Origin of the sequence: Paracoccus nototheniae (assembly GCF_004335005.1) — a bacterium.
Lineage (GTDB): Bacteria > Pseudomonadota > Alphaproteobacteria > Rhodobacterales > Rhodobacteraceae > Paracoccus > Paracoccus nototheniae.
This window is the reverse complement of sequence record NZ_RQRT01000066.1, coordinates 1-24,562: the sequence shown is the minus strand read 5'-3', so window position 1 is coordinate 24,562 and position 24,562 is coordinate 1. Positions and strand designations below refer to the sequence as shown.

At 68.2% G+C, this 24,562-nt stretch carries 27 protein-coding genes; 15 read left to right on the top strand and 12 right to left on the bottom strand.

What is annotated here, in order from left to right:
* The first annotated feature begins 141 nt into the window (after positions 1–141).
* The 4 genes from EG885_RS18100 (at position 142) to EG885_RS18085 (ending at position 5,432) form a co-directional block, all read left to right on the top strand.
* Positions 142–1,572: an insulinase family protein gene (locus EG885_RS18100; RefSeq protein WP_207392325.1), complete on the top strand. Its 1,431-nt coding sequence runs from the start codon at positions 142–144 to the stop codon at positions 1,570–1,572.
* The gene (locus tag EG885_RS18095; RefSeq protein ID WP_131577350.1) at positions 1,569–2,885 is read left to right on the top strand and encodes a M16 family metallopeptidase; all 1,317 of its coding nucleotides are present in this window, start codon (positions 1,569–1,571) and stop codon (positions 2,883–2,885) included. The genes EG885_RS18100 and EG885_RS18095 overlap by 4 nt, the downstream gene beginning before the upstream one ends.
* Before the next feature lie 202 nt (positions 2,886–3,087).
* Positions 3,088–4,965, top strand: coding sequence for a DNA mismatch repair endonuclease MutL (gene mutL / locus EG885_RS18090; protein ID WP_131577348.1), 1,878 nt, complete (start codon positions 3,088–3,090; stop codon positions 4,963–4,965).
* A 95-nt stretch (positions 4,966–5,060) separates the two neighbouring features.
* Entirely contained in the window at positions 5,061–5,432 is a 372-nt protein-coding gene (locus tag EG885_RS18085) for a DUF3775 domain-containing protein (RefSeq protein ID WP_131577346.1), read from the top strand.
* 66 nt (positions 5,433–5,498) lie between these two features.
* Here EG885_RS18085 and EG885_RS18080 read toward each other — a convergent pair whose 3' ends face one another.
* Together EG885_RS18080 and EG885_RS18075 are read right to left on the bottom strand one after the other, a co-directional pair.
* Positions 5,499–6,704, bottom strand: a complete 1,206-nt coding sequence (locus EG885_RS18080; protein WP_131577344.1) for a PQQ-dependent sugar dehydrogenase — start codon at positions 6,702–6,704, stop codon at positions 5,499–5,501.
* 98 nt (positions 6,705–6,802) lie between these two features.
* Complete coding sequence (locus tag EG885_RS18075; RefSeq protein WP_131577342.1) at positions 6,803–7,873, bottom strand: saccharopine dehydrogenase; 1,071 nt, start codon at positions 7,871–7,873, stop codon at positions 6,803–6,805.
* Positions 7,874–8,013: 140 nt separating this feature from the next.
* Here EG885_RS18075 and EG885_RS18070 point away from each other — a divergent pair, with 140 nt between their 5' ends.
* Both EG885_RS18070 and EG885_RS18065 read left to right on the top strand, forming a co-directional pair.
* Positions 8,014–8,808, top strand: coding sequence for an MBL fold metallo-hydrolase (locus tag EG885_RS18070; protein WP_131577340.1), 795 nt, complete (start codon positions 8,014–8,016; stop codon positions 8,806–8,808).
* A gap of 6 nt (positions 8,809–8,814) precedes the next feature.
* Entirely contained in the window at positions 8,815–9,519 is a 705-nt protein-coding gene (locus EG885_RS18065) for a TVP38/TMEM64 family protein (protein WP_131577338.1), read from the top strand.
* Here the strand turns inward: EG885_RS18065 and EG885_RS18060 are convergent.
* Genes EG885_RS18060 through EG885_RS18045 form a run of 4 tightly spaced genes read right to left on the bottom strand, consistent with a single transcriptional unit; the run spans position 9,516 to position 11,632 of the window.
* The gene (locus EG885_RS18060) at positions 9,516–10,166 is read right to left on the bottom strand and encodes an RluA family pseudouridine synthase (protein WP_131577336.1); all 651 of its coding nucleotides are present in this window, start codon (positions 10,164–10,166) and stop codon (positions 9,516–9,518) included. The genes EG885_RS18065 and EG885_RS18060 overlap by 4 nt on opposite strands.
* Positions 10,163–10,789, bottom strand: coding sequence for a LysE family translocator (locus tag EG885_RS18055; RefSeq protein WP_131577334.1), 627 nt, complete (start codon positions 10,787–10,789; stop codon positions 10,163–10,165). The genes EG885_RS18060 and EG885_RS18055 overlap by 4 nt, the downstream gene beginning before the upstream one ends.
* The gene (locus tag EG885_RS18050) at positions 10,786–11,190 is read right to left on the bottom strand and encodes a GFA family protein (RefSeq protein WP_131577332.1); all 405 of its coding nucleotides are present in this window, start codon (positions 11,188–11,190) and stop codon (positions 10,786–10,788) included. Before EG885_RS18050 ends, EG885_RS18055 begins: the two co-directional genes overlap by 4 nt.
* A complete protein-coding gene (locus EG885_RS18045) occupies positions 11,180–11,632 on the bottom strand; it encodes a GAF domain-containing protein (protein WP_131577330.1) in 453 nt (150 codons plus the stop codon). Before EG885_RS18045 ends, EG885_RS18050 begins: the two co-directional genes overlap by 11 nt.
* A 156-nt stretch (positions 11,633–11,788) precedes the next feature.
* On the opposite strand from EG885_RS18045, the gene EG885_RS18040 reads away from it, so the two are divergent.
* Genes EG885_RS18040 through EG885_RS18015 form a run of 6 tightly spaced genes read left to right on the top strand, consistent with a single transcriptional unit; the run spans position 11,789 to position 16,646 of the window.
* Entirely contained in the window at positions 11,789–13,180 is a 1,392-nt protein-coding gene (locus tag EG885_RS18040; RefSeq protein WP_131577328.1) for a histidine kinase, read from the top strand.
* Complete coding sequence (locus tag EG885_RS18035; protein WP_131577326.1) at positions 13,177–13,917, top strand: response regulator; 741 nt, start codon at positions 13,177–13,179, stop codon at positions 13,915–13,917. The genes EG885_RS18040 and EG885_RS18035 overlap by 4 nt, the downstream gene beginning before the upstream one ends.
* A 9-nt stretch (positions 13,918–13,926) precedes the next feature.
* Positions 13,927–14,439, top strand: a complete 513-nt coding sequence (locus tag EG885_RS18030; RefSeq protein WP_131577324.1) for a DUF2478 domain-containing protein — start codon at positions 13,927–13,929, stop codon at positions 14,437–14,439.
* Entirely contained in the window at positions 14,436–14,711 is a 276-nt protein-coding gene (locus EG885_RS18025; RefSeq protein WP_131577322.1) for a sulfurtransferase TusA family protein, read from the top strand. Before EG885_RS18030 ends, EG885_RS18025 begins: the two co-directional genes overlap by 4 nt.
* 8 nt (positions 14,712–14,719) lie before the next feature.
* The gene (gene mbfA, locus EG885_RS18020; protein WP_131577320.1) at positions 14,720–15,697 is read left to right on the top strand and encodes an iron exporter MbfA; all 978 of its coding nucleotides are present in this window, start codon (positions 14,720–14,722) and stop codon (positions 15,695–15,697) included.
* Between the two features lie 25 nt (positions 15,698–15,722).
* Positions 15,723–16,646, top strand: coding sequence for an AEC family transporter (locus EG885_RS18015; protein WP_131577318.1), 924 nt, complete (start codon positions 15,723–15,725; stop codon positions 16,644–16,646).
* Positions 16,647–16,650: 4 nt separating this feature from the next.
* On the opposite strand, the gene EG885_RS18010 is transcribed toward EG885_RS18015, so the two are convergent.
* The 3 genes from EG885_RS18010 to dapD are packed head-to-tail and all read right to left on the bottom strand — an operon-like array spanning position 16,651 to position 18,566.
* Positions 16,651–17,229, bottom strand: a complete 579-nt coding sequence (locus EG885_RS18010) for an exopolysaccharide biosynthesis protein (RefSeq protein ID WP_131577316.1) — start codon at positions 17,227–17,229, stop codon at positions 16,651–16,653.
* A 54-nt stretch (positions 17,230–17,283) separates the two neighbouring features.
* Positions 17,284–17,745 (bottom strand): YaiI/YqxD family protein, encoded by a 462-nt coding sequence (locus tag EG885_RS18005; protein ID WP_131577314.1) that lies wholly within the window; start codon positions 17,743–17,745, stop codon positions 17,284–17,286.
* The gene (gene dapD, locus EG885_RS18000) at positions 17,745–18,566 is read right to left on the bottom strand and encodes a 2,3,4,5-tetrahydropyridine-2,6-dicarboxylate N-succinyltransferase (RefSeq protein WP_131577312.1); all 822 of its coding nucleotides are present in this window, start codon (positions 18,564–18,566) and stop codon (positions 17,745–17,747) included. The genes EG885_RS18005 and dapD overlap by 1 nt, the downstream gene beginning before the upstream one ends.
* Before the next feature lie 105 nt (positions 18,567–18,671).
* Here dapD and EG885_RS17995 point away from each other — a divergent pair, with 105 nt between their 5' ends.
* Entirely contained in the window at positions 18,672–19,514 is an 843-nt protein-coding gene (locus EG885_RS17995) for an LOG family protein (RefSeq protein ID WP_131577310.1), read from the top strand.
* Positions 19,515–19,583: 69 nt separating this feature from the next.
* Complete coding sequence (gene rsgA / locus EG885_RS17990; RefSeq protein WP_131577308.1) at positions 19,584–20,603, top strand: ribosome small subunit-dependent GTPase A; 1,020 nt, start codon at positions 19,584–19,586, stop codon at positions 20,601–20,603.
* On the opposite strand, the gene rlmN is transcribed toward rsgA, so the two are convergent.
* Positions 20,600–21,796, bottom strand: a complete 1,197-nt coding sequence (rlmN, locus tag EG885_RS17985; protein WP_131577306.1) for a dual-specificity RNA methyltransferase RlmN — start codon at positions 21,794–21,796, stop codon at positions 20,600–20,602. The genes rsgA and rlmN overlap by 4 nt on opposite strands.
* Positions 21,797–21,943: 147 nt before the next feature.
* Entirely contained in the window at positions 21,944–22,465 is a 522-nt protein-coding gene (locus tag EG885_RS17980) for an invasion associated locus B family protein (protein ID WP_131577303.1), read from the bottom strand.
* A gap of 155 nt (positions 22,466–22,620) precedes the next feature.
* On the opposite strand from EG885_RS17980, the gene EG885_RS17975 reads away from it, so the two are divergent.
* Complete coding sequence (locus tag EG885_RS17975; RefSeq protein ID WP_131577301.1) at positions 22,621–23,607, top strand: asparaginase; 987 nt, start codon at positions 22,621–22,623, stop codon at positions 23,605–23,607.
* A gap of 162 nt (positions 23,608–23,769) precedes the next feature.
* On the opposite strand, the gene EG885_RS17970 is transcribed toward EG885_RS17975, so the two are convergent.
* Positions 23,770–24,528, bottom strand: a complete 759-nt coding sequence (locus EG885_RS17970) for a TSUP family transporter (protein WP_131577299.1) — start codon at positions 24,526–24,528, stop codon at positions 23,770–23,772.
* Between the last annotated feature and the right edge of the window lie 34 nt (positions 24,529–24,562).

Below are 24,562 nucleotides of genomic sequence, written 5' to 3'. Positions count from 1 at the left end.
GCCGAGGCCGTGTCCCCCGAGGCTCTGGCCCCCCAGGCTCGGGCCCCCGAAGCTCTGGCCCCCAAGGCCGAACCCGCCGCCGAAGCGGCAACCGACACCACCCCCGACAATGGCCCCGACAATGGCCCCGACAATGGCCCCATGCCCGACGGCATCAGCCATTTCACCCTGCCCAACGGGCTGGAAACGGTGGTCATTCAGGATGAACGCGCCCCGGTCGTCGTGCAGATGGTCTGGTACAAGATCGGCGCCGCCGACGAGGTGCCCGGCAAATCCGGCATCGCCCATTATCTGGAACATCTGATGTTCAAGGGCACCGACATGCTGCAACCCGGAGAGCTGTCCAAGACCGTCACCGCCAATGGCGGCAGCGACAACGCCTTCACCTCGTGGGATTTCACCGCCTATTTCCAGCGCATCGCCAGCGACCGCCTGCCTCTTGTCATGCAGATGGAGGCCGACCGGATGGCCAATCTGCAGATCTCGGATGATGACTGGCAGGCCGAACGACAGGTCGTGCTGGAGGAACGCGCGCAGCGTGTGGACAGCAACCCTCAGGCGCTCTTCGCCGAGGAAATGAACGCGATTCTTTACGACAACCACCCTTACGGCCGCCCCATCATCGGCTGGCGGGACGAGATCGAGGCCCTGACCCGCGACGACGCCATCGCGTGGTATGACAGCCATTATTCCCCGAACGAGGCCGTTCTGGTCATCGCCGGCGACGTGACCCCCGAAGAGGCCCGCGCGCTGGCCGAAGAGCATTACGGCCCCATCCCCGCCAAGGGCGAGGCCAAACCCCGCATCCGCCCGCAGGAACCGCCCAAGCGCACCGAACGCCGGATCGAGATGTCGGACCCCCGCGTGGCCCAGCCCACGATGGTCCGCAGCGTGCTGGCCGCCGAACGCAATCCCGGCGATCAGGACAAGGCCGCCGCGCTGACGGTGCTGGCCGATCTGCTGGGCGGCTCGTCCCAGACCTCGGAACTGGCGCAGCGACTGATGCTGCCCGGCAAGGCGCTGTGGGTCGGCGCCAGCTATGACGGGCTGTCTCTCGATCGCACCGAATTCCGCCTGTCGATGATTCCCGCCGACGGCACCTCTCCGGTCGATGCCGAAGCTGCGCTGGACGAGGCGCTGGCCCAGTTCCTGTCGGATGGCGTGGACGAGGCCGATCTGGAACGGGTCCGCACCCGGCTGCGCGCCGCCCAGATCTATGCCCGCGATTCGGCGCATGGCCGGGCCTATGATTACGGTCAGGGCCTGTCGACCAGCCTGACCGTGCAGGACGTGAATGACTGGCCCGACATTCTGGGCGCCGTGAGTGCCGATCAGGTCATGGCCGCCGCGCGCGAGGTGCTGTCGGCCAAGGGCCATGTCACCGGCTGGCTGCTGCCCGCCGAGGCCCAACCGGCCAGCGACGGCGCGTCCCCGGAACCCGACGAGGCAGCGGCGCCCATCCCCGACGCGCCCATCCCCGACGCGCCTGACAGCGACATGCCCGCGCCCGACACGGCCCCCACCGACACGCCCGCACCCGAAACCCAGACCAACCCCGAGGTGCAAGGATGATCCGTGCCGCCATCGCCACCGTTCTCGCGCTGCTGGCCGTCCCGGCTCAGGCGATCGAGATTCAGGATGTGACCTCGCCGGGGGGCATCCGCGCCTGGCTGGTGCAGGATGACAGCATCCCCTTTGTCGCGCTGGACCTCCAGTTCCGTGGCGGCGCCAGCATGGACGCGCCAGACAAACGCGGGGCGGTCAATCTGATGACCTCTCTGCTGGAAGAGGGCGCGGGCCGGTCCGACGCCACCGCCTTTGCGCAGGCGGTCGAGGATTTGGGCGCCCAGATGTCGTTCAGCGCGGGCGACGATACCGTCTCGGTCAGCCTCAGAACCCTTACCGAGACCCGTGATCAGGCGGGCGATCTGCTGGCGCAGGCGCTGGCCCAGCCCCGCTTCGACGACGATGCCTTGAACCGCGTCCGCGCGCAGGTGCAGGCGGTGATCCGGTCCGAGGCGACCGATCCCGGCGCCATCGCCGCCAAGGAAATGGCCGCGCAGGCCTGGGGCGATCACCCCTATGCGACCTCGATCAACGGCACCGCCGACAGCGTCGCGGCCCTCAGCCGTCAGGATCTGGTCGCCGCCAAGAACCGCGTGCTGGCGCGCGACCGCGTGGTCGTCGGCGCCTCGGGCGACATCTCGGCCGAGGATCTGGGCATGCTTCTGGACCGCATCCTGGGCGGGCTGCCCGAACAGGCGACCGCCCCCCTGCCCGATCCCGCGGATCTGCAACTGACCGGCGGCACGACCGTCATCGATTGGGACAGCCCGCAGACCGTGGTGGCCTTTGCCGGTCCGGGCCTGCCGATCGACGATCCCGACTATTTCGCCGCCTTCGTCGCCAACCACATTCTGGGCGGCGGCGGCTTCAGCGCCCGTCTGATGGAGGAGATCCGCGAGAAACGTGGTTTGACCTATGGCGTCGGCACCACGCTGGCGACCGGGCTTTACGGCCAGACATGGCACGGCGGCATGTCCGGATCGAACGCCACCACAGCCGAGGCCGTCGATCTGATCCGCGCCGAATGGGCACGCATGTCCGAGGGCGTGACCGAACAGGAACTGACCGATGCCAAGACCTACCTGACCGGCGAATATCCCCTGCGCTTCGACGGCAACGGACGCATCGCCGCGATTCTGGCGGGCATGCAGCTGATCGGCTTTCCCATCGACTATATCGACACCCGCAACGACAAGGTCGAGGCCGTGACCGCCGGGGACGTCACCCGCGTCGCACAACGCCTGCTGGACCCTGATCAGCTGCGCTTCGTGCTGGTGGGCCGCCCCGAAGGCATCGAAAGCGACCCCGCCACCAACTGACCATCTCAGCCTCCCCCGGCCCCTTTCATCTTGGCCGAAATATCCCGGGGCTGAGCCGCGTCCGGAAAAGGTCCGGGGGACCTTTCCCGGACGCGAAGGCGCAAGGACGGGGGGCAGCGCCCCCCTTCCGACCCTGCCAGAGATCCCCAGGACCGATGCGAATCTCTGGCAACCGCCCCCATCTCCTGCTAGATTTGGGGGCATGAACATCCCCGACCCCAAGATGCGCGCCACCCCGGTCATCCGCCAGCTGGATCAGACCACCGCCAACCGCATCGCGGCGGGCGAGGTGGTCGAACGCCCCGCCTCGGCGGTCAAGGAACTGGTGGAAAACGCGCTGGATGCCGGGGCGACCCGCATCCAGATCGCCATCGAAGAGGGTGGCAAGCGCCTGATCAGGGTCACCGACGACGGCTGCGGCATGGTCCCCGAGGATTTGCCGCTGGCCCTGTCGCGCCACGCGACCAGCAAGATCGACGGCTCGGACCTGCTGGCGATCACCAGCTTCGGCTTTCGGGGCGAGGCTTTGCCCTCGCTTGGCGCCGTGGGGCGGCTGACCATCACCTCGCGCGCTGCGGGCGCCGAAGGCGCGGTCATCGCGGTGACCGGGGGGCGGCTGACGCCCCCGCGCCCCGCCGCCGCCAATCCCGGCACCGTGGTGGAATTGCGCGACCTGTTCTTCGCCACCCCGGCCCGGCTGAAATTCCTGCGCACCGAACGGGCCGAGACGCAGGCCGTGGCCGAGGTCCTGCGCCGCCTTGCGCTGGCCCAGCCCCATGTCGGCTTCGCCCTGACCGCCGACGGGCGCGAGATCTTTCGCGCCGATGCCGAACAGGGCGAATTGTTCGGCGCCCTGACCCTGCGCGTGACCCGGTTGATGGGCAGTGATTTCATCGACAATGCCCTGCCCATGGATGCGATCCGCGACGGGATCACCCTGACCGGCTTTGCCGCCCTGCCGACCTATTCGCGCGGCGCGGCGGTGGCCCAGCATCTGTTCGTCAACGGTCGCCCGGTGCGCGACAAGATGCTGACCGGGGCGCTGCGGGCGGGCTATATGGATGTGCTGGCCTCGGGGCGTCATCCGGCGGCGGTGCTGTTTCTGGAATGCGATCCGCAACTGGTCGATGTCAACGTCCACCCCGCCAAGGCCGAGGTCCGGTTTCGCGATCCGCAATCGGCGCGCGGGCTGCTTGTCGGCGCGCTGCGCCATGCGATGGCGGGGGCCGGGCATCGCGCCTCATCCACCGGCGGCAGCGCGACGCTGGCGGCGTTTCAGCCCGAACCCGGCAGGGCCGACGCTGACCGGCCCGCAGCCGACCAGCCGGGCACCCGCACCCACGATGCGCAACGCCCCCTCCTGGCATGGCACGGCGACCGCCCGTCAGGCGCCGCGATCCGGGCGGGGCTGGATATGCAGATGCCCGCGCCGGGCTTTCGGGAAACGCCCTCGGCGCGGTTCGATCCGGTCCTTGACGACGCACCGGCGCTGCAGGATGCGCCGCTTGGGGCGGCCCGCGCGCAGATCCATGAAAACTACATCATCGCCCAGACCCCGGATGGGCTGATCATCGTCGATCAGCACGCCGCCCATGAACGGCTGGTCTATGAACGGCTGAAGGCGCAGGCGCAGGCCAGCGGGATCGCGGCGCAGGCGCTGCTGATCCCCGAAATCGTCGAATTGTCTCCGTCGGACGCGGATCGCATCCTGTCCATCGCCGCCGATCTGGCCGGACTGGGGCTGGTGGTCGAACCCTTCGGCCCCGGCGCCATCGCCCTGCGAGAGGTTCCCGCGATGCTGACGCGGCTGGATGGGGCGGCGCTGATCCGCGACATTCTGGACGATCTGGCCGATCAGGGCCAATCGGACCGTCTGCAGGGGCGCATCGATGCGGTCCTGTCCTCGATGGCCTGCCACGGATCGGTCCGTTCGGGTCGCCGGATGACCGCGGATGAGATGAACGCCCTGCTGCGCGAGATGGAGCGCACGCCGCGTTCGGGCCAGTGCAACCATGGCCGCCCGACATGGGTCAAGCTGCCCTTGTCCGATATCGAACGTCTGTTCGGGCGCAAGGGCTGACCCCGGGCCGATCACCGGCCTTGACGCGGGACAGGCGGGGGCCGATCCTGTACCGATCGGTCGGCCAATTGTCCGGCACGTTACAGGATGACCCCATGCTGCAGATTTCCAACGACAAGATTGCCCATATCATCATGCGCGCCCGCGATTACGAAAGCGGCGTCAACGCATGGGCGCATCAGGGCGGCGGTCGCCAGCACAGCACCCGGTCCGAGCTGCATGATTTCATTGCCGATCTGAACGAAGATGAACAAGCCAGTCTGGTCGCGATCATGTGGATCGGTCGCGACAGTTTCGACGCGGACGAACTGGACGAGGCGATCACCACCGCCCGCATCGAACGCACCGTGCCGACCGAGGATTACCTGATGGGCGAACCGCGTCTGGCCGATCTGCTGGAGGCAGGGCTGGACGCGCTTGGCGTCTCGCCCGAGGCGATCGAGGATGATCTGCAAAAGCCCGTCTGACGGCCTCACAGCAAAAAGGGCGACCCGCGCGGGGCCGCCCTTGTTCCGTGCCGGGATACGCGGGGCTCAGCCCTCGGGTGTCACGCGGATCAGCTGACCGTTTTCCTCATCGGTGATCAGGACCAGCGCGCCGTCCTGCGCCACCTCGACCTCGCGGACGCGGCCGATGCCTTCCAGCAGGCGGGCCTCTCCGGTGACGCGGCCGTCTTCCATGGTCAGGCGGATGACCGACGAGCCGCGCAGCGCGCCGATCAGCGCATCGCCCTGCCAGTCTGGGAACATCTCGCCGTCATAGAACGCCATGCCGCTGATCGCGGGCGAGGGATCCCAGTAATAGACCGGCTGCTCGGTCCCGTCCATTTCGGTCACGCCCATCTCGGCATCGCTGTAATCCACGCCATAGGTGACCTCGGGCCAGCCGTAATTCAGGCCCGCCTCGATGGCATTCAGCTCGTCCCCGCCCTTGGGGCCATGTTCGTTCATCCACAGCTGGCCGTCCGGGCCCATCGCGGCGCCCTGAATGTTGCGGTGGCCCATCGACCAGATCTCGGGCAGGGCGCCCTCGATCCCGGCGCCTGCGGGGGTGCCGTCCTCGGCATTGATCCGCACGATCTTGCCAAGCGTGGCCTGCGGATCCTGCGCATAGACGCGCGGTTCGGGGTCCGAGCGTTCGCCCAGGCCGACGAAGATATGGCCTTCGCCGTCATGGACGATGCGCGCGCCGAAATGCTTGGTCGAGGCCCAGGCCGGCTGCTGCTGCCAGATGACCGAGACATCCTCCAGCGTGCTGTTGTCCTCGGACAGGATGCCGGTTGCGACCGCCGTCGCATTCTCGCCATTGCCGCGCGGCTCGGCAAAGGTCCACCAGACGCGGCGGGTGTCGGCAAAATCATCGGCAACCGAGACGTCATGCAGACCGCCCTGATCGCGAGCATCGACCTCGGGCAAACCGGCGATCGGCTCGGACAGGGTGCCGTCGGGGGCGACCATGCGCATGCGGCCGGGACGTTCGGTGACCAGCCAGCTGCCATCGGGCAATTCGGTCAGGCCCCAGGGATGTTCCAGCCCTTCGGCCAGCACGGTCTGCTGCAGGGCCACGTCGCCCTCCAGCGCCGGGGCGCGGGTCTGGCCTTCAAAGGCCGGGGTCTGGTCATAGGCAGCGCCATGCGGGGCCGCTTCGTTCAGGGATTGGGCACAGGCCGCGCCGGCCAGAAATCCGGTGGCGGCAAGGGCGGTCAGGCTTGTCGTCGTGCGGCGGGTGCGGCGCATCATCTGGTATCCTCCGAAAGGTCATTGAACCCAAGGAATGCCCGGTATGCGCTGACGTTCCCCCAGAAGGGGTCACGATGGTGTCAGAGCGTCGGTTCGGATCAGCCCGGTTGTGCGCCCGCGTGCCCGGCATGGTCGTCATAAAGCGCCGCCGCGCGCACCCAGGGGCCCGTCAGCCCATCCGCCAGCTGCGCCAGAACCGGCAGCAGCTGTTCCGCATAATCGGTCGAGCTTTCCAGCGGCAGCAGCGACGGCAGGTTGTCGATGGCCACCACGTCCAGCACCGGGGCATCGGCCACGCGCAGTGCAGGGGCATCCCAGCTGGTCGTGCGGTCATAGACCTTGATCGGGGAAAAATCGCTGTCGGGATCGCAGGCGACATCGCCGATGACCGTCAGCGCCCGGCCCGGCGCCACCGCGCTGGCGGGCACAAAGACCGGTGCGCCGGGATGGGCCAGAATGGCGTTGATGAAGATGTCATGCTGCAGCACCTCGGGGAAGGGGCCGCCATGCGCGGTTTCGGCCATGTCCCAGCCCGTCACCGCGACGCCCATCGCCGTCAGAAGATCGGACGCGCCGCGCCCGACCCGGCCCTTGGCGCCGATGACGATGGCGCGCGGGCGGGGGCGCCCGGTCGCATCCATCCGCGCCCGCAGATCCGCCAGCATCAGATCGCGATCGGCAGAGGCCTGAACAGGCGCGCAGATCCCGCCCGCCTGCTGCGCGGCCCAGGCCATCAGCGACACCGCCGCCCCCGCATAGCCCGCCCAATAGCCAAAGGCCGCCAGCCGCAGCCCCTCCTCATCCGTCAGATATTCCAGATCCAGCAGCATCCCGCCCCCGGCCCGGAACCGCTCCAGCAGCACCCGGCCCGCAGGCTGGCCCTTATAGGCATGGCCGAACATGATGTGGCGATGGCGCAGGGGCGTGCCGTCGGCAGGCAGTTCCTTCAGGCCAAAGATGATGGCATCGTCGGGGGCGGTGGGCCAGCTGCCGGTCGGCGCGATGGTGGCCCCGGCGGAGGCATAGGCCTTGGTCGCAATGATGCGGTTCGGGCTGTCCTCGACCGTGATTGTCAGCCCCCGGGCAATCAGCGCCGCCACGCCCTTGGGGGTGATGCCGGTGCGATCCTCGTTCGGGCGGCTTTCCGCCCTGACCCACAGATGTGTCATCCTTCGCCCTAACCCCATGCCGTTCAGCCCGATTGTGCCCGATTGTGTAGGTCACGCGACAGCCTGTCGCAAGCCGGGAACCCCCGGCCCGCAGCCGGTGTTCAACCCCTGACCATCATTTCGTGACAGCAGGAGATCACATGCGCCTGACCCGCCGCACCGGACTGCAACTGGCCGCCGCCCTGATGGGCAGTGCCGTCATTCCCCTGATCGCCACCGGCCCCGCCCGCGCGCAGGACGTCACCCCGCAACCGGGCCCCTTCAGCCACCCGGTCGAGGGCGGCGCGGTCGTGATCCATCCGGTCGACCACGCCTCGATGGCGCTGGAAACGCCGGGCGGGGTGATTCTGGTCGACCCGGTCGGCGGGGCTGCGGCCTATGCCGATCTGCCCGCGCCCGATCTCATCCTGATCACGCATGAACATGGCGATCACTACGATCAGGCGACGCTGGACGCGCTGCCCGCCGTGCGGATCATCGCCAACCCCGCCGTGGCTGCGATGCTGCCCGCCGCCATGGCGGAACGCACGACCATCATGGCCAATGGCGATGCGGGCGAGGTTCTGGGCATGACGATCGAGGCTATCCCGGCCTATAACATCACCCCCGAACGCGCCGAGTATCACCCGCAGGGCCGCGACAACGGCTATATCCTGACCATCGGCGGCCAGCGCTTCCTGATCGCGGGCGATACCGAGGATACGCCCGAACTGCGTGCCCTGACCGACATCCATGTGGCGTTCCTGCCGATGAACCTGCCCTATACCATGACCGTCGATCAGGCCGCCGCCGCCGTCACCGCCTTTGCGCCCGATGTGGTCTATCCCTATCATTTCCGCGACAGCGACATGCAGGCCTTTGCCCAAGCGGTGGCCGAGGGCGGATCGGGCGCGCAGGTGATCGTCGCCGACTGGTATGCGAACGGCGCGGCCTGACCTTTGATGCCGCCCCTGCGGATTGTCCTGGGGGCGGCGGCCCTGATCGCGGCGCTGGCGCTGGCCTTGTGGCTGTGGCCGTCCCTGCCCGCCCTGCAATCCGACCTGACCGAATTGCAGCGCATGCTGGATCACGGTCAGGGCTGGCGCGACCGCAACCCGGAACTGTCGGCCATCGCCTATCTGGGGATCTTTGCACTGGCCGGGGCGCTGCCGGTTCCGGTGGTCGTTGTGCTGACCCTGGCGGGCGGGGCGTTCTTCGGGTTCTGGCTGGGGCTGGTGCTGTCGATGGCCGGGACGCTGGCGGCGGCGATGCTGACCTTTCTGGTCGCCCGCCATCTGCTTGGCCGACAGGTCCGCCGCCTGCTGGGTCGGCGCGCCGACCAGCTTGACCGCCGCGTCGCCACCGATGGCGCGCTGGCACTGCTCAGCCTGAGGCTGACGCCCGCGCTGCCATTCTTCATCCTCAATCTGGCCGCCGGAGTCAGCCTGCTGTCCGCGCGGGTGTTTCGGTGGGTGACGGCGGCGGGCGTCTTGCCGAACAAGATCATCCTGACCGCCGCCGGCACGCAGCTGGCCGAGATCGATCAGGTCTCGGATATCGTCGGGCCGCGCATCATCGCCATCGTCATCGTGCTGACGATTTTTCCCTGGGTCGCCCGCTGGCTGTCGCGCCGCCTGCGCCGCAGGCCCCGCACACAGACGCCCTAAAAGGGCACAGGCGCCGAAAACCCGATCTGCACACCGCTGTCGGGATGGCGGAACCGCAGGCTTTCTGCATGCAGCATCAGACGCGGATGATCCGCCGCCTCCCCCGTCGCATATAGCGGATCACCCAGAATCGGATGCCCGCTTTCGGCCATATGCACCCGCAGCTGATGGCTGCGCCCGGTGACGGGCATCAGCCGGACCCGCGTCTCGGCCTCGCCCCTGCGCATCACCCGCCAGTCGGTCTGGGCGGACCGCCCCTCGACATGATCGACCTTCTGGCGGGGACGGTTCGGCCAATCGACGATCAGCGGCAGATCGACCCGGCCCGTCTTGGGCTGCAACTGCCCGGCCACCCGCGCGACATAGACCTTTTTCGTCTGCCGATCTTCGAACTGTTTGGACAGATGCCGCTGCGCATGCGGCGTCAGCGCAAAGACCATCACGCCCGAGGTGTCCAGATCCAGCCGATGCACCAGCAGCACGGTCGGAAAGGCGCCCCGCAGCCGCGCGATCAGGCAATCGGCCCGATCTTCGCCCCGGCCCGGCACGGATAGCAGGCCCGCCGGCTTGTCCACGACCAGAACCTGATGATCGGCATGCACCACGACAGGCGCATCTGCCGGCGGCGCATAGACGAAACCGGTCATTTCCAGACGAGGCGCAGCGCCAGCCCCGCGAACATGACGGCCGCGATCTTGTTGACCAACCCCAGCCGCTTGCCGATCACCTGTCCCGCCACCCCGCCAACGACGCCATAGCCGATGGTCACCAGCGTGCCGGTAAAGGCAAAGATCAGCCCCAGCCCCAGGATCTGCTGCCAGACCGGACCCCAGGCCGGATTGGTGAATTGCGGCAGAAAGGCCAGCATGAACAGCACCGGCTTGGGGTTCAGCGCATTGGACAGAAAGCCGCGCCGGATGATGTTCCAGACCCGGACACTGCCGCGCGCCTGTGGGTCCACATCCCCCGCCCGCCAGCTTTTCCACGCCAGCCACAGCAGATAGGCGGCCCCCGCATATTTGATTGCCCGCAAGGCCTCGGGGTGGGCGGCGACCAGCGCCCCCAGACCCACGGTGGCCAGCGTGACATGCATCAGAACACCCAGGCCCACGCCCAGACCGGCCCAGGCCCCGGCCTTGGGACCGCCCTGAATGCCGCAGGCGCTGGCAAAGAACACATCCTGCCCCGGCGCGAAATTCAGCACCAGCCCCCCCGCCAGAAAGGCCAGCATCTGGCCCATGGGAATATTCGCCAGCGTCTCCCAGATCATTCCGGCGCTCCCTGCCCGTATTGCGGCAACCCGTCCGCGATGTCGTAATAATCACCCTTGTCCGCGACAAAGATATGCCCTTGCAGGGCCAGCCCGGTGGGACGGTCCAGCGCCCCCGCCGCCACCTCGGTCAGATCGCTGCCGCGCCTGCGCCAGAACAGCGCGCTGCCGCATGTGCCGCAAAACCCCCGCTCGGCCCGCTCGGACGAGGCGAACCAGCGCAGAGGCCCCTCGGCCCGGAAATCACTCAGCCCGGTCGCGGCCCAGACATGGCCCGACCAGCGGCGGCATTGTTCGCAATGGCAGGCCCGCAGCGAATCGCCCGCCCAATGCCCGCCAAAGGTGACCGCACCGCACAGGCAATGCCCGGTCAGGTCGACGGGGCGCGGATCATGCGGCACCGAACACCCCCGACAGAATCGCGGTCAGCGCCGTGGCATCCGCCTGATCAAAGGCATCGGGCCGGTCGCTGTCGATGTCCAGCACGCCGATCAGCCGCCCCCCCGCGCCGGTCACCGGCAGCACGATTTCCGACCGGGTGCTGCTGGAACAGGCGATATGGCCGGGAAAGGCCTCGACATCGGCGACGATCTGAACCTCGCCCGTGCGCGCCGCCGCCCCGCAGACCCCGCGAGAGAACGGAATGACCAGACAGCCATGCCCGCCCTGATAGGGCCCGATCTTCAACAGGTCCGGCCCCACCACGCGATAGAACCCGGTCCAGTCGAACCGGTCGTCGGAATGATGCAGCTCGCAGGCCACGGTGGCCATCAGCGCGACCTCATCGGTCTCGCCCGCACACAAGGCCCGGATGCGGGCCGCCAGATCGTCATAATCGCTCATTCCGTCTGAATAGCCGCCGCCGAGACGGCTGAAAAGCGCCGCCTTTCATCTTGGCGGAAATATCCCGGGGGGCGTCCTTCAGGACGGGGGGCAGCGCCCCCCTTTTCAGCGTCCCCCCCATTGCCCCGGCCCGCGTTTTAGCGCCACTTGGCGGATATGACGCTGCGCACCCGCATCCTTCTGGTCATTCTGGCGATGCAGCTGCTGCTGGTCGGCGTGCTGGCGGCGGGCAGCCTGGACCGGCTGCGCCGCGATATCGCGACCGAAACCCGCATGGGGGCCGAGACCGCGCGCAATCTGGTGCTGGCCACGATCGGCACGATGCAGGGCGCGGTGCCCGCCGACCGGATCATGGCGCTGCTGCCCGAACGCCTGACCGAGCCGCGCCACGCCCGCATCGGCATCCTCGATGCGCTGGACGGCACCCTGCGCCAGCCCGCAGGTCCGCCCGATCCCGCCAAGCGCAGCCCGCGCTGGTTCGCGGCCCTCGTCGCCCCCGATCCGCAGGAAACCCGCCTGCCGGTCGTGATCGGGGGCCGTCCGCGCGGCTATGTCCTGATCACCGGCGATCCGGCCCAGGAAATCGCCCGGGCCTGGCGCGACATGCGCGACCTGATGGCACTGGCGCTGGTCACGGGTGCCCTGCAGGCGGGGCTGATCGCTTGGGCGGTGGGGCAGGCGCTGCGCCCGGTGGGCACCATCTCGGCCCGACTTTCGGACCTGACGCGCGGCGATCTGGAGGCCCGGATCGGCCCGCTGCCCCAGCCCGATCTGGCGCCGCTGGCCCGCCATGCCGATGCGCTGGCCGAGGCGCTGGAACAGGCGCGGCGCGACCGCACCCGCCTGCAGCATCAGATCGTCGCGCGGGGCGATGCCGAACGCAAAGCCATCGCCCGCGACCTGCATGACGAGATGGGCCCCTGTCTTTTCGGTCTGCGGGTCGAGGCCGACGCGCTGCGCGCCGCCGCCACCGACCCCGCCATGGTGCAATCGGCCGAACAGATCGCCGTCATTGCCGAACAGATCGCCCGGGTGAACCGCGCTCTGCTGAACGACCTGCGCCCGATGGCGGTGGGGCAGCTGCCCTTGGCAGCGGTCCTGTCGGATTATGCCGAGGATCTGGCCCGCCGCTTTCCCGACATGACCATCGGGCTGGAGATCGCGGCGGGCCTGCCCGAACCCGACGAGGCCACCGCCCTGACTCTGTTCCGCATCCTGCAGGAAGGGACCACCAATGCGCTGCGCCATGCACAGGCGCGTCAGGTGGACATCCGCCTCTGGACCGACCCGGCGCATTGGCGCATGATCCTGTCCGACGACGGCACCGGCATCGCCGAGGGGCGGCGCGAAGGCGCCGGGCTGACCGGCATGCGCGAACGCATCACCCTGCTGGGCGGCGATCTGAACATCGCGACCGGCCCCGACGGCACCGTGCTGCAGGCCCGGCTGCCCCGTACGGGCCTGACCGGGGCGGGTATCGACGGGGCGGGTGTGGCTGAGCCGGGCCTCGATGGGGCGGGCATGCACAGGAACAGGACGACGACGTGACGAAACATGCTCTGGTTATCGACGACCACCCGATCACCCATCTGGGGGCCAGCCGCCTGTTGCGCGATCTGGGCTATGACACGGTCGGACAGGCCATGTCCGGCGAAGAGGCGCTGGACCAGCTGGCCCGCCACGCCGCCGGGGACCGGACCGCGCCGGGCCATCCGATGTCGGGCCATCCGATATCGGGCAATCCTGTGCCGGGCCCGTGCGAAAACCTTGGGCCGGACAGTTCCCGGCCCGATGCGCGCCTTCCGGATCTGATCGTGCTGGATATCAGCCTGCCGGGCACCGGCGGTCTGGATCTGGTGGCGCCCTTGCTGGCGGCGGCGCCGGGGGCGCGCATCCTGATCTTCTCGATGAACGACCAGACCGGGTTTGCCGCCCGCGCGCTGCAGGCGGGGGCGCAGGGGTTTTTGTCCAAGAACGCGCCGCCGTCCGATTTCCGCGACGCGGTCCGCACGCTGGAGGCCGGAGAGTTCTATCTGGCCCCCAAGCAGGCGATGGCGCTGGCCACCCTGCGCGCCGGGGCGGCGGACGATCCGCTTGGGGCGCTGTCGGACCGCGAACGGCAGGTGCTGGGGCTGATCGGGCAGGGGCTGGGGCTGCAGGCCATCGCCGATCAGCTGAATGTCAGCTACAAGACGGCGGCCAATACCTCGTCCGCGCTCAAGAAAAAGCTGGGCGTGGACGGGATCAACGGGCTGATGAAATTCGCGCTGGACAGCGGCGTGTAAGGGGGCGGAATGCTGGCTTGGTTCACCACGGATGAGGGCGCGGCTCCCGGCATGGCCGATCGCCTGATCGAGGATCTGGCCATGGATCTGCGCGCGCAGGGGCTGGCCGTGGCGGGCGCGATCCAGCGCAATCTGGATCTGGGCCCCGATTGCGCCTGCGACATGGAGATCGTGGTGCTGGGCGATCCGGGCGCGCCGCTGCGCATTTCTCAGTCGCTTGGGCCGGGGGCGCAGGGCTGTCGTCTGGACACCGCCGCGCTGGAAGAGGCCGTGGCCCGCACCGCGCCGCATCTGGACGGGGCCGGGCTGATCGTCATTCCCAAATTCGGCCGGCAAGAGGCGATGGGTCGCGGCTTTCGCGACCTGATCGGGCGCGCGGCAGCGGACGGCCAGCCGGTGTTGCTGTATGTGCCGCGCCAGCAGCAGCAGGCCTTTCAGGATTTCGCCGGCGATCTGGCCCTGCGCCTGCCGCCCGAGGGCTTGCGCGACTGGTGTCTGGACCGATTCGCAGCCCTGTCGTGACCGATACCCCCATCGTCGATGCGCGGGGCCTTTTGTGCCCGCTGCCTGTGCTGCGCCTGCGCAAGGCGTTGCTGGCGCTGCCCGAAGGGGCGCGGCTGCGCCTGATCGCCACCGATTCCATGGCGCAGGTCGATGTGCCGCATTACTGCGGTCAGGCGGGCCATGCCATGGTGGGCCTGCGCGATCTGGGTGACGGTGCGTTCGAATTCACGGTTCAAAGGGGGCCTTCAGCCCCCTCGGCCGCAGGCGGCCTCACCCCCGAGGATATTTGAGACCGAAGATGACCCTGCCCTTTCTGTCCGCCCGCAAGCGATTGTCGGAACTGTCCGAACAAGAGGTCGTGGCGCTGGCCATCGCCTCGGAAGAGGATGACGCCCGCATCTATCGCCACTGGGCCGCGTTCCTGCGCAAGGAATACCCCGCCACCGCCGCCGTCTTTGACGCGATGAGCGCGGAGGAAGACGGCCATCGCCGCATGCTGCTGGACATTCATCGCGAACGGTGGGGCGATGCGATCCCGGTCATCCGCCGCGAGCATGTGGCGGGTTATCTGACCCGCCGCCCGGCCTGGATGATGGAGAACCTGTCCCTGCCCGCGATCCGCGCCGAGGCGGCGGGGATGGAACATGACGCCGCCGATTTCTATGCCCGTGCCGCCCAGCAAAGTCTGGATGCCCGCACCCGCAAGCTGCTGGGCGATCTGGCCGCCGCCGAACGCGGCCACGAGAACCGCGCCCGCGAGCTGTCCGACCGGGTCGATGCCGATGCCCGCGCCGACGAGGATGCGGTGGCGCATCGCGAATTCGTGCTGACCTGGGTGCAGCCGGGTCTGGCGGGGCTGATGGATGGCAGCGTGTCCACCCTTGCGCCGATCTTTGCGGTGGCCTTTGCCACGCAGGATCCCTGGACGACTTTTCTGGTCGGTCTGGCCGCCAGCATCGGCGCCGGGATCAGCATGGGGTTCACCGAGGCCGCGTCCGATGACGGTGTCGTCTCGGGGCGCGGATCGCCCATCAAGCGCGGCATCTCGTCTGGTGTGATGACGATGGTCGGGGGGCTTGGCCATGCGCTGCCCTATCTGATCGCCGATTTCCGCACCGCCACGACCATCGCGATCATCGTCGTCTTCATCGAGCTGTGGGCCATCGCGTGGATCCAGAACCGCTGGATGCAGACGCCCTTCTGGCGGGCCGTCTTGCAAGTGGTCGTGGGCGGTGGTCTGGTGCTGGCCGTGGGGGTGCTGATCGGATCGGGCTGACATCGCCCGAACAGAGGGCTGCCCTGTGCTTGAGATCCTGATGAAGACCCTGCCTTTTTTCGCCCTGATCGGGCTGGGCTGGGCCGCTGCCGCCTCGCGGTTCTTTCCGCCCGAGGGCGCGGCATGGCTGACGCGGTTCGTGTTTTATTTCGCGCTGTCGGCGATGCTGTTCCGCTTTGCCGCCGGGATCGATCTGGGCGCGCTGTTCGATCTGCGCTTTGCGCTGGCCTATCTGGGCGGATCGGCCGTGGTCTGGGCGGCAGGGATCGCGGTCGCCCGCGCGCGGGGGCTGGATCTGGCCGAGGCCGCGATGGAGGCGCAATGCTGCATGATCGGCAATACCGGCTTTCTGGGCGTGCCCATGCTGGTCGTGCTGCTGGGCGATGGCGCCATCGGGCCGGTACTGATGATCCTGACCATCGACCTGCTGGTCTTTTCGACGCTGATCACGCTGATCGTGCATGCCTCGCGCAATGGGGGGTTGCGGGCGGCGGCGGTGGTTCCGGCGCTGCGCGGGATCGCGGCCAATCCGATGATTCTGGCGATGGTGGCGGGGCTAGCATGGGGCGGGCTGGCGTTGCCCATGCCCGCGCCCCTGGACGAGTTTCTGGCGCTGCTGGGCGGCGCCGCGACGCCGGGCGCGCTGTTTGCCATCGGCGCCAGTCTGGCGGGACGGCGGCTGGCGCGGCTGGCGCCTGCGGGCTGGCTGGCGGGGGCCAAGCTGGGGCTGCATCCGCTGGCCGTGGGGCTGGCGGCATGGGCGCTTGGCGTCGATCCCTTTGCGGCGGGGGTGATGGTGATCGCGGCAGGGCTGCCGGTGGCGGGCAATGTCTATATTCTGGCGCAGCATTTCGGGATCGCGCAGCAGCGGGTATCGACCGCGATCCTGATCTCGACCGCGGCCAGCATCGTGACGCTGCCGGTGTTGATGGTGCTGATCGGGATGTGAACGGTCAGGGCAGAAGGTACAGAACCAGCCCCGCCACGCCGCCGATCGCCATCAGCCCCAAGGCCGTGAACAGCCCGTCGCGGGCCAGCATGCCAAAGGCCAGCAGGCTGACCACCACGCCCATCAGCGACGAGGTAAAGGGGATCAGTTCCAGAAACGGCATGACCAGCCCGCAGCACAGGCAGAGGCCTTGGGTGATCCAGCGCATCGGGCGGCGCACCAGCACGGTCAGCCGTTCTGCGGTGATACGGTCCAGAAACCCCGCCGGACGGCGCATCCAGTCCAGTGCGCCCAGCACCCGCGACGATGACAGCTTGCGCCGCATCAGGAACCCTGGCAGCCAGACATGATCGCGCCCCAGCAGCATCTGGGCCGAGATCAGCGCAATCAGCATTCCGCAGACGGAGGAGAACAGCGGCACCCCCGACAGCGGCGACACGACCGCCAGCGCCGGAATCATCAGATTGGGGGGCAGCGAATCGCGCCCCAGGGCCCCGGTGATCTGCGCGACGCTGATCGTGTCGCCATCCGCCGCGTCGCGGACGCGATCGGTCATGGCGGTGATGGTCTGGTCGTCTTGCATCGATCTCTCCTGCCGGGCCGGCGCATAACGCAGGCGGGCGGCGCCCGGTTCGCCCTAGCCGCGCGGAACGCGGCGGGCGGCGGTCAGCGCCCGGTCCAGCGCCTGCAGGAACCGCGCCCGGTCGGCCTTGCCGAAGGCCGCGCCGCCGCCCTGATGGAAGGGATTGGCCTCGCGGATATCGGCCATCAGATCGCGGGTGGCCAGACGCGGGCCGATATTGGTCGGGTCCAGCACCTCGCCCGCATGGGTCAACACGGCAGCGCCCGCCTTGATGCAGCGGTCGGCCAGCGGCAGATCGCCGGTGACCACCACATCGCCGGGACCGCAGCTGTCGGCAATCCATTTGTCGGCCTCGTCCGGGCCTGCGGCGACGATCTGCAGCCGGACCAGCGGATGCGTGGGCATCCGCAGCCCGCCATTGCAGACCAGCACCATCGGCACGCCCATCCGCACCGCAACGCGTTCCGCCTCGGCCTTGACCGGGCAGGCATCGGCGTCGATGTACAGCGTGCTCATCAGTCGCGCAAAAGCTCGTTGACCGAGGTTTTGGACCGCGTCTGCGCATCGACGCGCTTGACGATCACCGCGCAATACAGGCTGACGCCGTTTTTCGACGGCAGCGATCCCGACACGACGACGGACCCGGCAGGCACCTCGCCATAGCTGACGGTGCCGGTCTCGCGGTCGACGATCTTGGTCGACTGGCCGATATAGACGCCCATCCCCAGAACCGAGCCTTCGCGGATGATGCAGCCCTCGACCACCTCGGAGCGAGCGCCGATGAAACAGTCATCCTCGATGATCGTGGGACCGGCCTGCAGCGGCTCCAGCACGCCGCCGATGCCGACGCCGCCGGACAGATGGACGTTCTTGCCGATCTGCGCGCAGCTACCGACCGTCGCCCAGGTATCGACCATCGTGCCCTCGCCCACATGGGCGCCCAGATTGACGAATGACGGCATCAGCACCGCGTTCCGCCCGATAAAGGCCGAGCGGCGCACGATCGCGCCCGGCACGGCGCGAAAGCCCGCCTCGCGCCACTGATTGTCGCCCCATCCGTGGAATTTCGACGGCACCTTGTCCCACCAGTTCGACCCCTGCGGACCGCCCGACATCTCTTCCATGTCGTTCAGGCGGAACGACAGCAGCACGGCCTTTTTCGCCCATTGGTTCACATGCCAGTCCGCGCCGCGCTTTTCCGCGACGCGCAGGGTGCCCGCATCCAAGCGGCGCAGGGTCTCGTCCACCGCCTCGCGGGTCTCGCCCATGGTGGCACTGGTGATCTCGGCGCGGGCCTCCCACGCGGTCTCAATGGCTTTTTCCAGGGATTGGGTCATCGGGGCCTCTTGCTGTTTGGTCTGGTCCGGGTGGAAACTGTTCCCTCAGGGCTATAAGCACCCTGCAAAGCCCGCGCAATCCGCGCCAAGCCGCCCGAGGATGTGATGAGCCAGACGGACGACCGATCCCACCCCATACACGACCACCCCCTGCCCGACAGCGCCCAGGATGCCGCCCGCGCCGCCCGTGCGCCCCACACCCCCCAGACCGAGGCGCCGTCCTATCGGCTGGCCTTTTCCGACCCCGATTTCCTGCTGCGCGAGGAATTGCGCCCGGTCCGTTTGCAGCTGGAATTGCTGAAGCCGCAGATGCTGATGGATGAACACGGGATCAATTCGACCGTGGTGATCTTTGGCGGCGCGCGCATCCCCTCGCCCGAGCGCGCATCCGAGGCCCGCACCCCCGAACTGGCCCAGCTGTCGCATTTCTATACCGAGGCCCGCGCCTTTGGCCGGATGATGACCGAACGCAGCCTGGCGGGCGGCGGACATGATCTGGTCGTCTGCACCGGTGGCGGCCCCGGCGTGATGGAGGCGGGCAATCTGGGCGCGCAGGATGCGGGGGGCCGGTCCATCGGTCTGTCCATCGTGCTGCCGCATGAACAAAGCCCCAATGCCTATGTGACGCCCGAGCTGTGCTTCAATTTCCATTACTTCGCGATCCGCAAGATGCATTTTTTGATGCGGGCCCGCGCGATCACCGTCTTTCCCGGCGGCTTCGGCACGCTGGACGAGCTGTTCGAGGCGCTGACCCTGATCCAGACCCGCCGCATGGCGCGGGTGCCGCTGATTCTGTTCGGCGGCGATTTCTGGCGCGAGATCGTGAACTGGCCCGCGCTTGCCCGCGCCGGCACCATCAGCGAGGCCGATCTGAACCTGCTGCATTTCGTCGACACCGCCGCCGAGGCCGCAGCCATCATCGACGGCTGGCCCCATGATGAGGGCTAGGGGTTCCACGACCCTCTTGCATCGCGGGGGGCGTGCGGCCATTCAAGAGGCTTCACACAGGCAGAACAGATGACCGCATCCGCATTGGCCGACCTTGGCTGGCAGCCCTTCTTCGCAGACCAGATCACCCCCGACGATGCCGGACTGGCACCGATGCGCGTGGCCTCGGTCCACCGCTCGCGCCTGTCGGCGGAAACCGGCGCCGGTCAGGTCCGGTTGGAGCTGCCCTTGCACGCGACCACCGCGGATTATGCGGTGGGCGATTGGGTGCTGGCCCATGCCGACAGCCGCGTTCTGGCCCGCCGTCTGGACCGCCGCGCCCTGCTGCGCCGCCGGACCGAAGGTGCCGATACCCGCCAGCTGATCGCCGCCAATATCGACACGCTGTTCATCGTCACCTCGTGCAATGACGATTTCAATGCCGCCCGGCTGGAACGCTATCTGGCCTTGGCGAACGAGGCCGGAACCCAGCCCGTCATCGTGCTGACCAAGATCGACAAGGTGGACGATCCCGCCCCCTGGCGCGATCAGGCGCTGGCCCTGCAGCGCGGGCTGGCGGTCGTTCTGCTGAACGCCAAGGATCCCGATGCCACGACCGCGCTGGCGCCCTGGTGCGGCACGGGCCGCACCGTCGCGCTGGTCGGATCGTCCGGGGTTGGCAAATCGACGCTTCTGAACACGCTGGCCGACAAGGCCGAGGGTCAGGCCCAGTTGACCGGCGCCATCCGCGAGGGCGACGCCAAGGGCCGCCACACCACCACCGCCCGATCGCTGCACCCGATCGCGGGCGGAGGCTGGGTGATCGACACGCCCGGCATGCGCACCCTGCATGTCAGCGACGTCGCCGACGGGCTGGCGACGCTGTTCGCGGAAATCACCGAACTGGCGCCGCTCTGCCGGTTTCGCGACTGCACCCATGCGCATGAACCCGGCTGCGCGGTTCAGGCGGCCATCGCGGCGGGCACTCTGTCCGCCGACCGGCTGGAACGGTGGCGCAAGCTGTCGGATGAAAACACCGCCAACACGCCGGTCCAGACCGGACCGCGCGGCAACCGCACGACCCTTCCGCGCGGCAGCAAGCGGCGCTAGGCGGTCTCTGCCGCGATCTGGGCGCGCGTCTTGCGCCCCCGCTCGGTCGCGGATTTCAACTGACCGCAGGCGGCCATGATATCCTCGCCGCGCGGGGTGCGGATCGGGCTGGCATAGCCGGCATTGTGGATGATGTCGGCAAAGGCATGGATGCGGTTGTTGCTGGACCGTTTGTAGGGCGCGCCCGGCCATTCGTTGAACGGGATCAGGTTGATCTTGGCCGGAATGCCGCGGATCAGCTCGACCAGCCGATGCGCATCCTCGTCGCTGTCGTTCACCCCCGCCAGCATCACATATTCAAAGGTGATCCGCTCGCTGTTGGTCAGGCGCGGATAGTCGCGCAGCGCGGCCAGCAGCGTCTCGATGTTCCAGCGCTTGTTGATGGGAACCAGCCGGTCGCGGACCTCGTCGGTGGTGGCGTGAAAGCTGACGGCCAGCAGACAGCCGATTTCCTGCGCGGTGCGGGCGATCTCGGGCACGACGCCGCTGGTCGACAGGGTGATGCGACGGCGCGACAGGGTCAGACCCTCGTTATCCATCACGATCTTCATCGCGTCGCGGACGTTCTCGAAATTGTACAAGGGCTCGCCCATGCCCATCAGAACCATGTTGCTGATCAGCCGCGTCTCGTCCTTGGGGGCACCCTGCACGGGCCATTCGCCCAGATCGTCGCGCGCCAGCATCAGCTGGCCGACGATTTCTCCGGCGGTCAGGTTGCGGACCAGCTTTTGCGTGCCGGTATGGCAGAACGAACAGGTCAGCGTGCAGCCCACCTGCGAACTGACGCACAGCGTCCCGCGCCCCTCTTCGGGGATATAGACGACCTCGACCTCGTGCCCGCCGGCGATGCGGACCAGATACTTGCGGGTGCCGTCGCTGCTGACCTGACGGGTCACGACCTCGGGCAGGGCGATCTGGAAATTGGCGGCCAGCAGGGCGCGGTAATCCTTGGCCAGATTGGTCATCTGCGCAAAATCGCGCACGCCCCAGTGATAGACCCACTGCCAGACCTGCCCCACGCGCATCTTGGCCTGCTTTTCGGGCGTCCCCGCCGCGATCAGCGCCTCGCGCAGCTGGTCCCGCGTCAGGCCGACAATATTGACGGGACCACCCTCCGCCAGCTTGCGCGGGATGGTCAGCACGTCTTGCGTGATCGGGGCCGCGCCTGCGGCCTGCGGGAATACGACGGTCATGAACCTACCGGATCTGGGCGTGAAAGACCTGCAAATAGACCGGACGGCGCCGGAAATCAACCGCCGCCGCCCTTTTCATCTTGGCACAAATATCCCGGGGGGAGTCGCGGAACGCGACGGGGGGCAGCGCCCCCCTTTGGCCCGGCCTTACTGGCAGCGCTCGCGGGCGCTGTTGGTCGCGGCGGTGATGCCCGACAGGCTGAACGTGTCCTTGGTCGTGGTCCCGCGCGCCGAACGGCCCGTCACGACGGCCGACGACCCGGCCCGCAGGGCGGTGATCATCGCCTCGTCATCCGACGGGCTGCCGGTCCAGGCGCTTTCATTCTCGGTGAACAGGTTGAAGGTGCGCCCGCCCACATCGACCTCGACCGTCGAATCCGGGGCAAAGGGGTATCCGCCGCTGAACGACACTTCGCCGTTCTGGCCGGGGCGATAGGCGACATACAGACGGATGTCGCCGCGCGCGACCTCGACCGTCTGGCCGTCGCGGGTGTTCAGGGTCGAACGGGGGGGCGAAACGGCCCAGCATTCGCGCGGATTGTCGGCCGCGAAGACTGTCCAGTCCCCCTCGGTCGCCACGACGTTGCTGGATTCTTGCGCAACCGCCGTGCCCAAAGATGCGATCAGGACAAGGCTGGCGCCAATGCCGCGCAGGGTGGTGGTCATCATGCTGTGGTCTCCTGCCATTCATGTTCGCCGCGTCAAGGGGGGCGTTGTTCCCGATTGCTGTGGTCTTTTCAACCATCTCTGTTCAGGATAACGAAAATCGCCGCCCATTAAAGGCTGCGCAAGCACAATCGCGCAATTGTCAGGGAGAAATCGCCATGCGATCCGCCGAGATGATCGAATTATGGCGGGGTGATCTGCCGGAAAGCCAGCACTGCGGCCATGCGGTGATCTGCGACGCCCATGGCGTGGTCGAGGCCTGGGGCCAGCCTGCACAGGTGATCTTTCCCCGCTCGTCCTGCAAGATGATCCAGGCGCTGCCTCTGATCGAAAGCGGCGCCGCCGATGCGGCGGGGCTGACCGAAAGGCAACTGGCACTGGCCTGCGCCAGTCATTCGGGTGCCGCCCTGCATGTGGCCGCTGTGGGCGACTGGCTGGCGGGGCTGGGTCTGGCCGAGCCCGACCTGCGCTGCGGCACCCATATGCCCCGCGACGCGGCCGAGAATCGGCGCCTGACCTGTTCCGACACCGCACCCTGCCAGTTGCACAACAACTGTTCGGGCAAGCATGCGGGCTTTCTGACGCTGAACCGGCATCTGAAGGGCGGCCCCGATTATGTCGAGCCCGATCACCCCGTCCAGCAGGCGGCGAAATCGGCCTTTGAAGAGGTGACCGGCGAGGTCAGCCCCGGCTTTGGCATCGACGGCTGCTCGGCCCCGAACTGGGCCTGCTCGGTCGAGGGGCTGGCCCGCGCAATGGCGCGCTTTGCCAATCCCGGTCCCGACCGGCGGGGGCAGGCGATGCGGCGGCTGGTCGATGCGATGCGCAGCCATCCCGACATGGTCGCGGGCGAGGGGCGGTCCTGCACCGACCTGATGCGCGCCATGGGCGGCGCCGTGGCCGTTAAGACCGGCGCCGAGGCGGTGTTCGTGGCCATCCTGCCCGAACAGGGTCTGGGCATCGCGCTGAAGATCACCGACGGCGCCACCCGCGCCAGCGAGGCGGCGATCACCGCCCTTCTGTCCCATCTGGGCGTGCTGGACCCCGCCCATCCGGTGGCCCGCGACCTGTTGGGCGCCCCGATCACGAATTGCCGGGGCCGCATCACCGGAGAATTGCGCACCGCTGCCGGTTTTCCAGCCTGAGGCGCCGCAGGCGTTCCGACCCGAGGGGCGACGCGATCCGTCATCAAACCGACGCAGGGATGTGGTTTCATGCGGGGGCGGGGCTGTCCCCCGCCTTGCTCCGACCCGACCGACCGTCCCGACCGGCGCCCCTTGGCAGAGGCGGCGCCGGGTTCGGGCGCGTCAGATCATCTGCCAGAGCAACCGGCAGGCCAACACCGTCGAGGTGACGACCAGCAGGGGCCGGATCAGCCGCGCCCCCACCTTCGAGGCCAGACGCGCCCCCAGCATCGCCCCGGCGATCTGCGCCGCCCCCATCGCCATGCCCAGCAGCCACAAGGGCTGGCCCACCAGCGCGAAGGCCGCCAACCCGCCGATATTCGATGCGAAGTTCAACAGCTTGGTATGCGCCGTGGCCTTCAGCACCCCATAGCCCGCCAGCGTGACGAAGCCGATCATGTAGAACGCCCCTGCCCCCGGCCCGATCAGCCCGTCATAAAAGGCGAAGAAAGGCACCACCGTCATTGCGAAAGCCAGCGGTGCCAGCCGTCTTGTGCGGTCCAGATCGTTCAGGCCGGGCTTGAAGGCGAAGAACATCGCGATGCCGATCAGGATGACCGGCAGGATCAGCCTGAGGCCTTCGGTCGGGATCGCACTGACCAGCACCGCGCCGCCCGCCCCCGCGCCAGCCGCGATCAGTGCCGACCGCCATTGACTGCGCAGATCGACAAGCCCCCGCGCCGCATAGCTGAGCGCCGCGGTGCCGGTGCCGAAGATGCCCTGCACCTTGTTCGTGGCCAGCGCCTGCGCCGGAGAGAGGCCCGCCATCATCAGCACCGGCAGGGTGATCAGCCCGCCGCCGCCCGCGATGGCATCGACGAACCCCGCCGCGAAGGCCGCAGCCATCAGCAGCAGCAGAAGGTCCAGCGTGATGTCGATCATGGTCGGGGTCCATGTGCAGGGCCGGGTGGGGGGG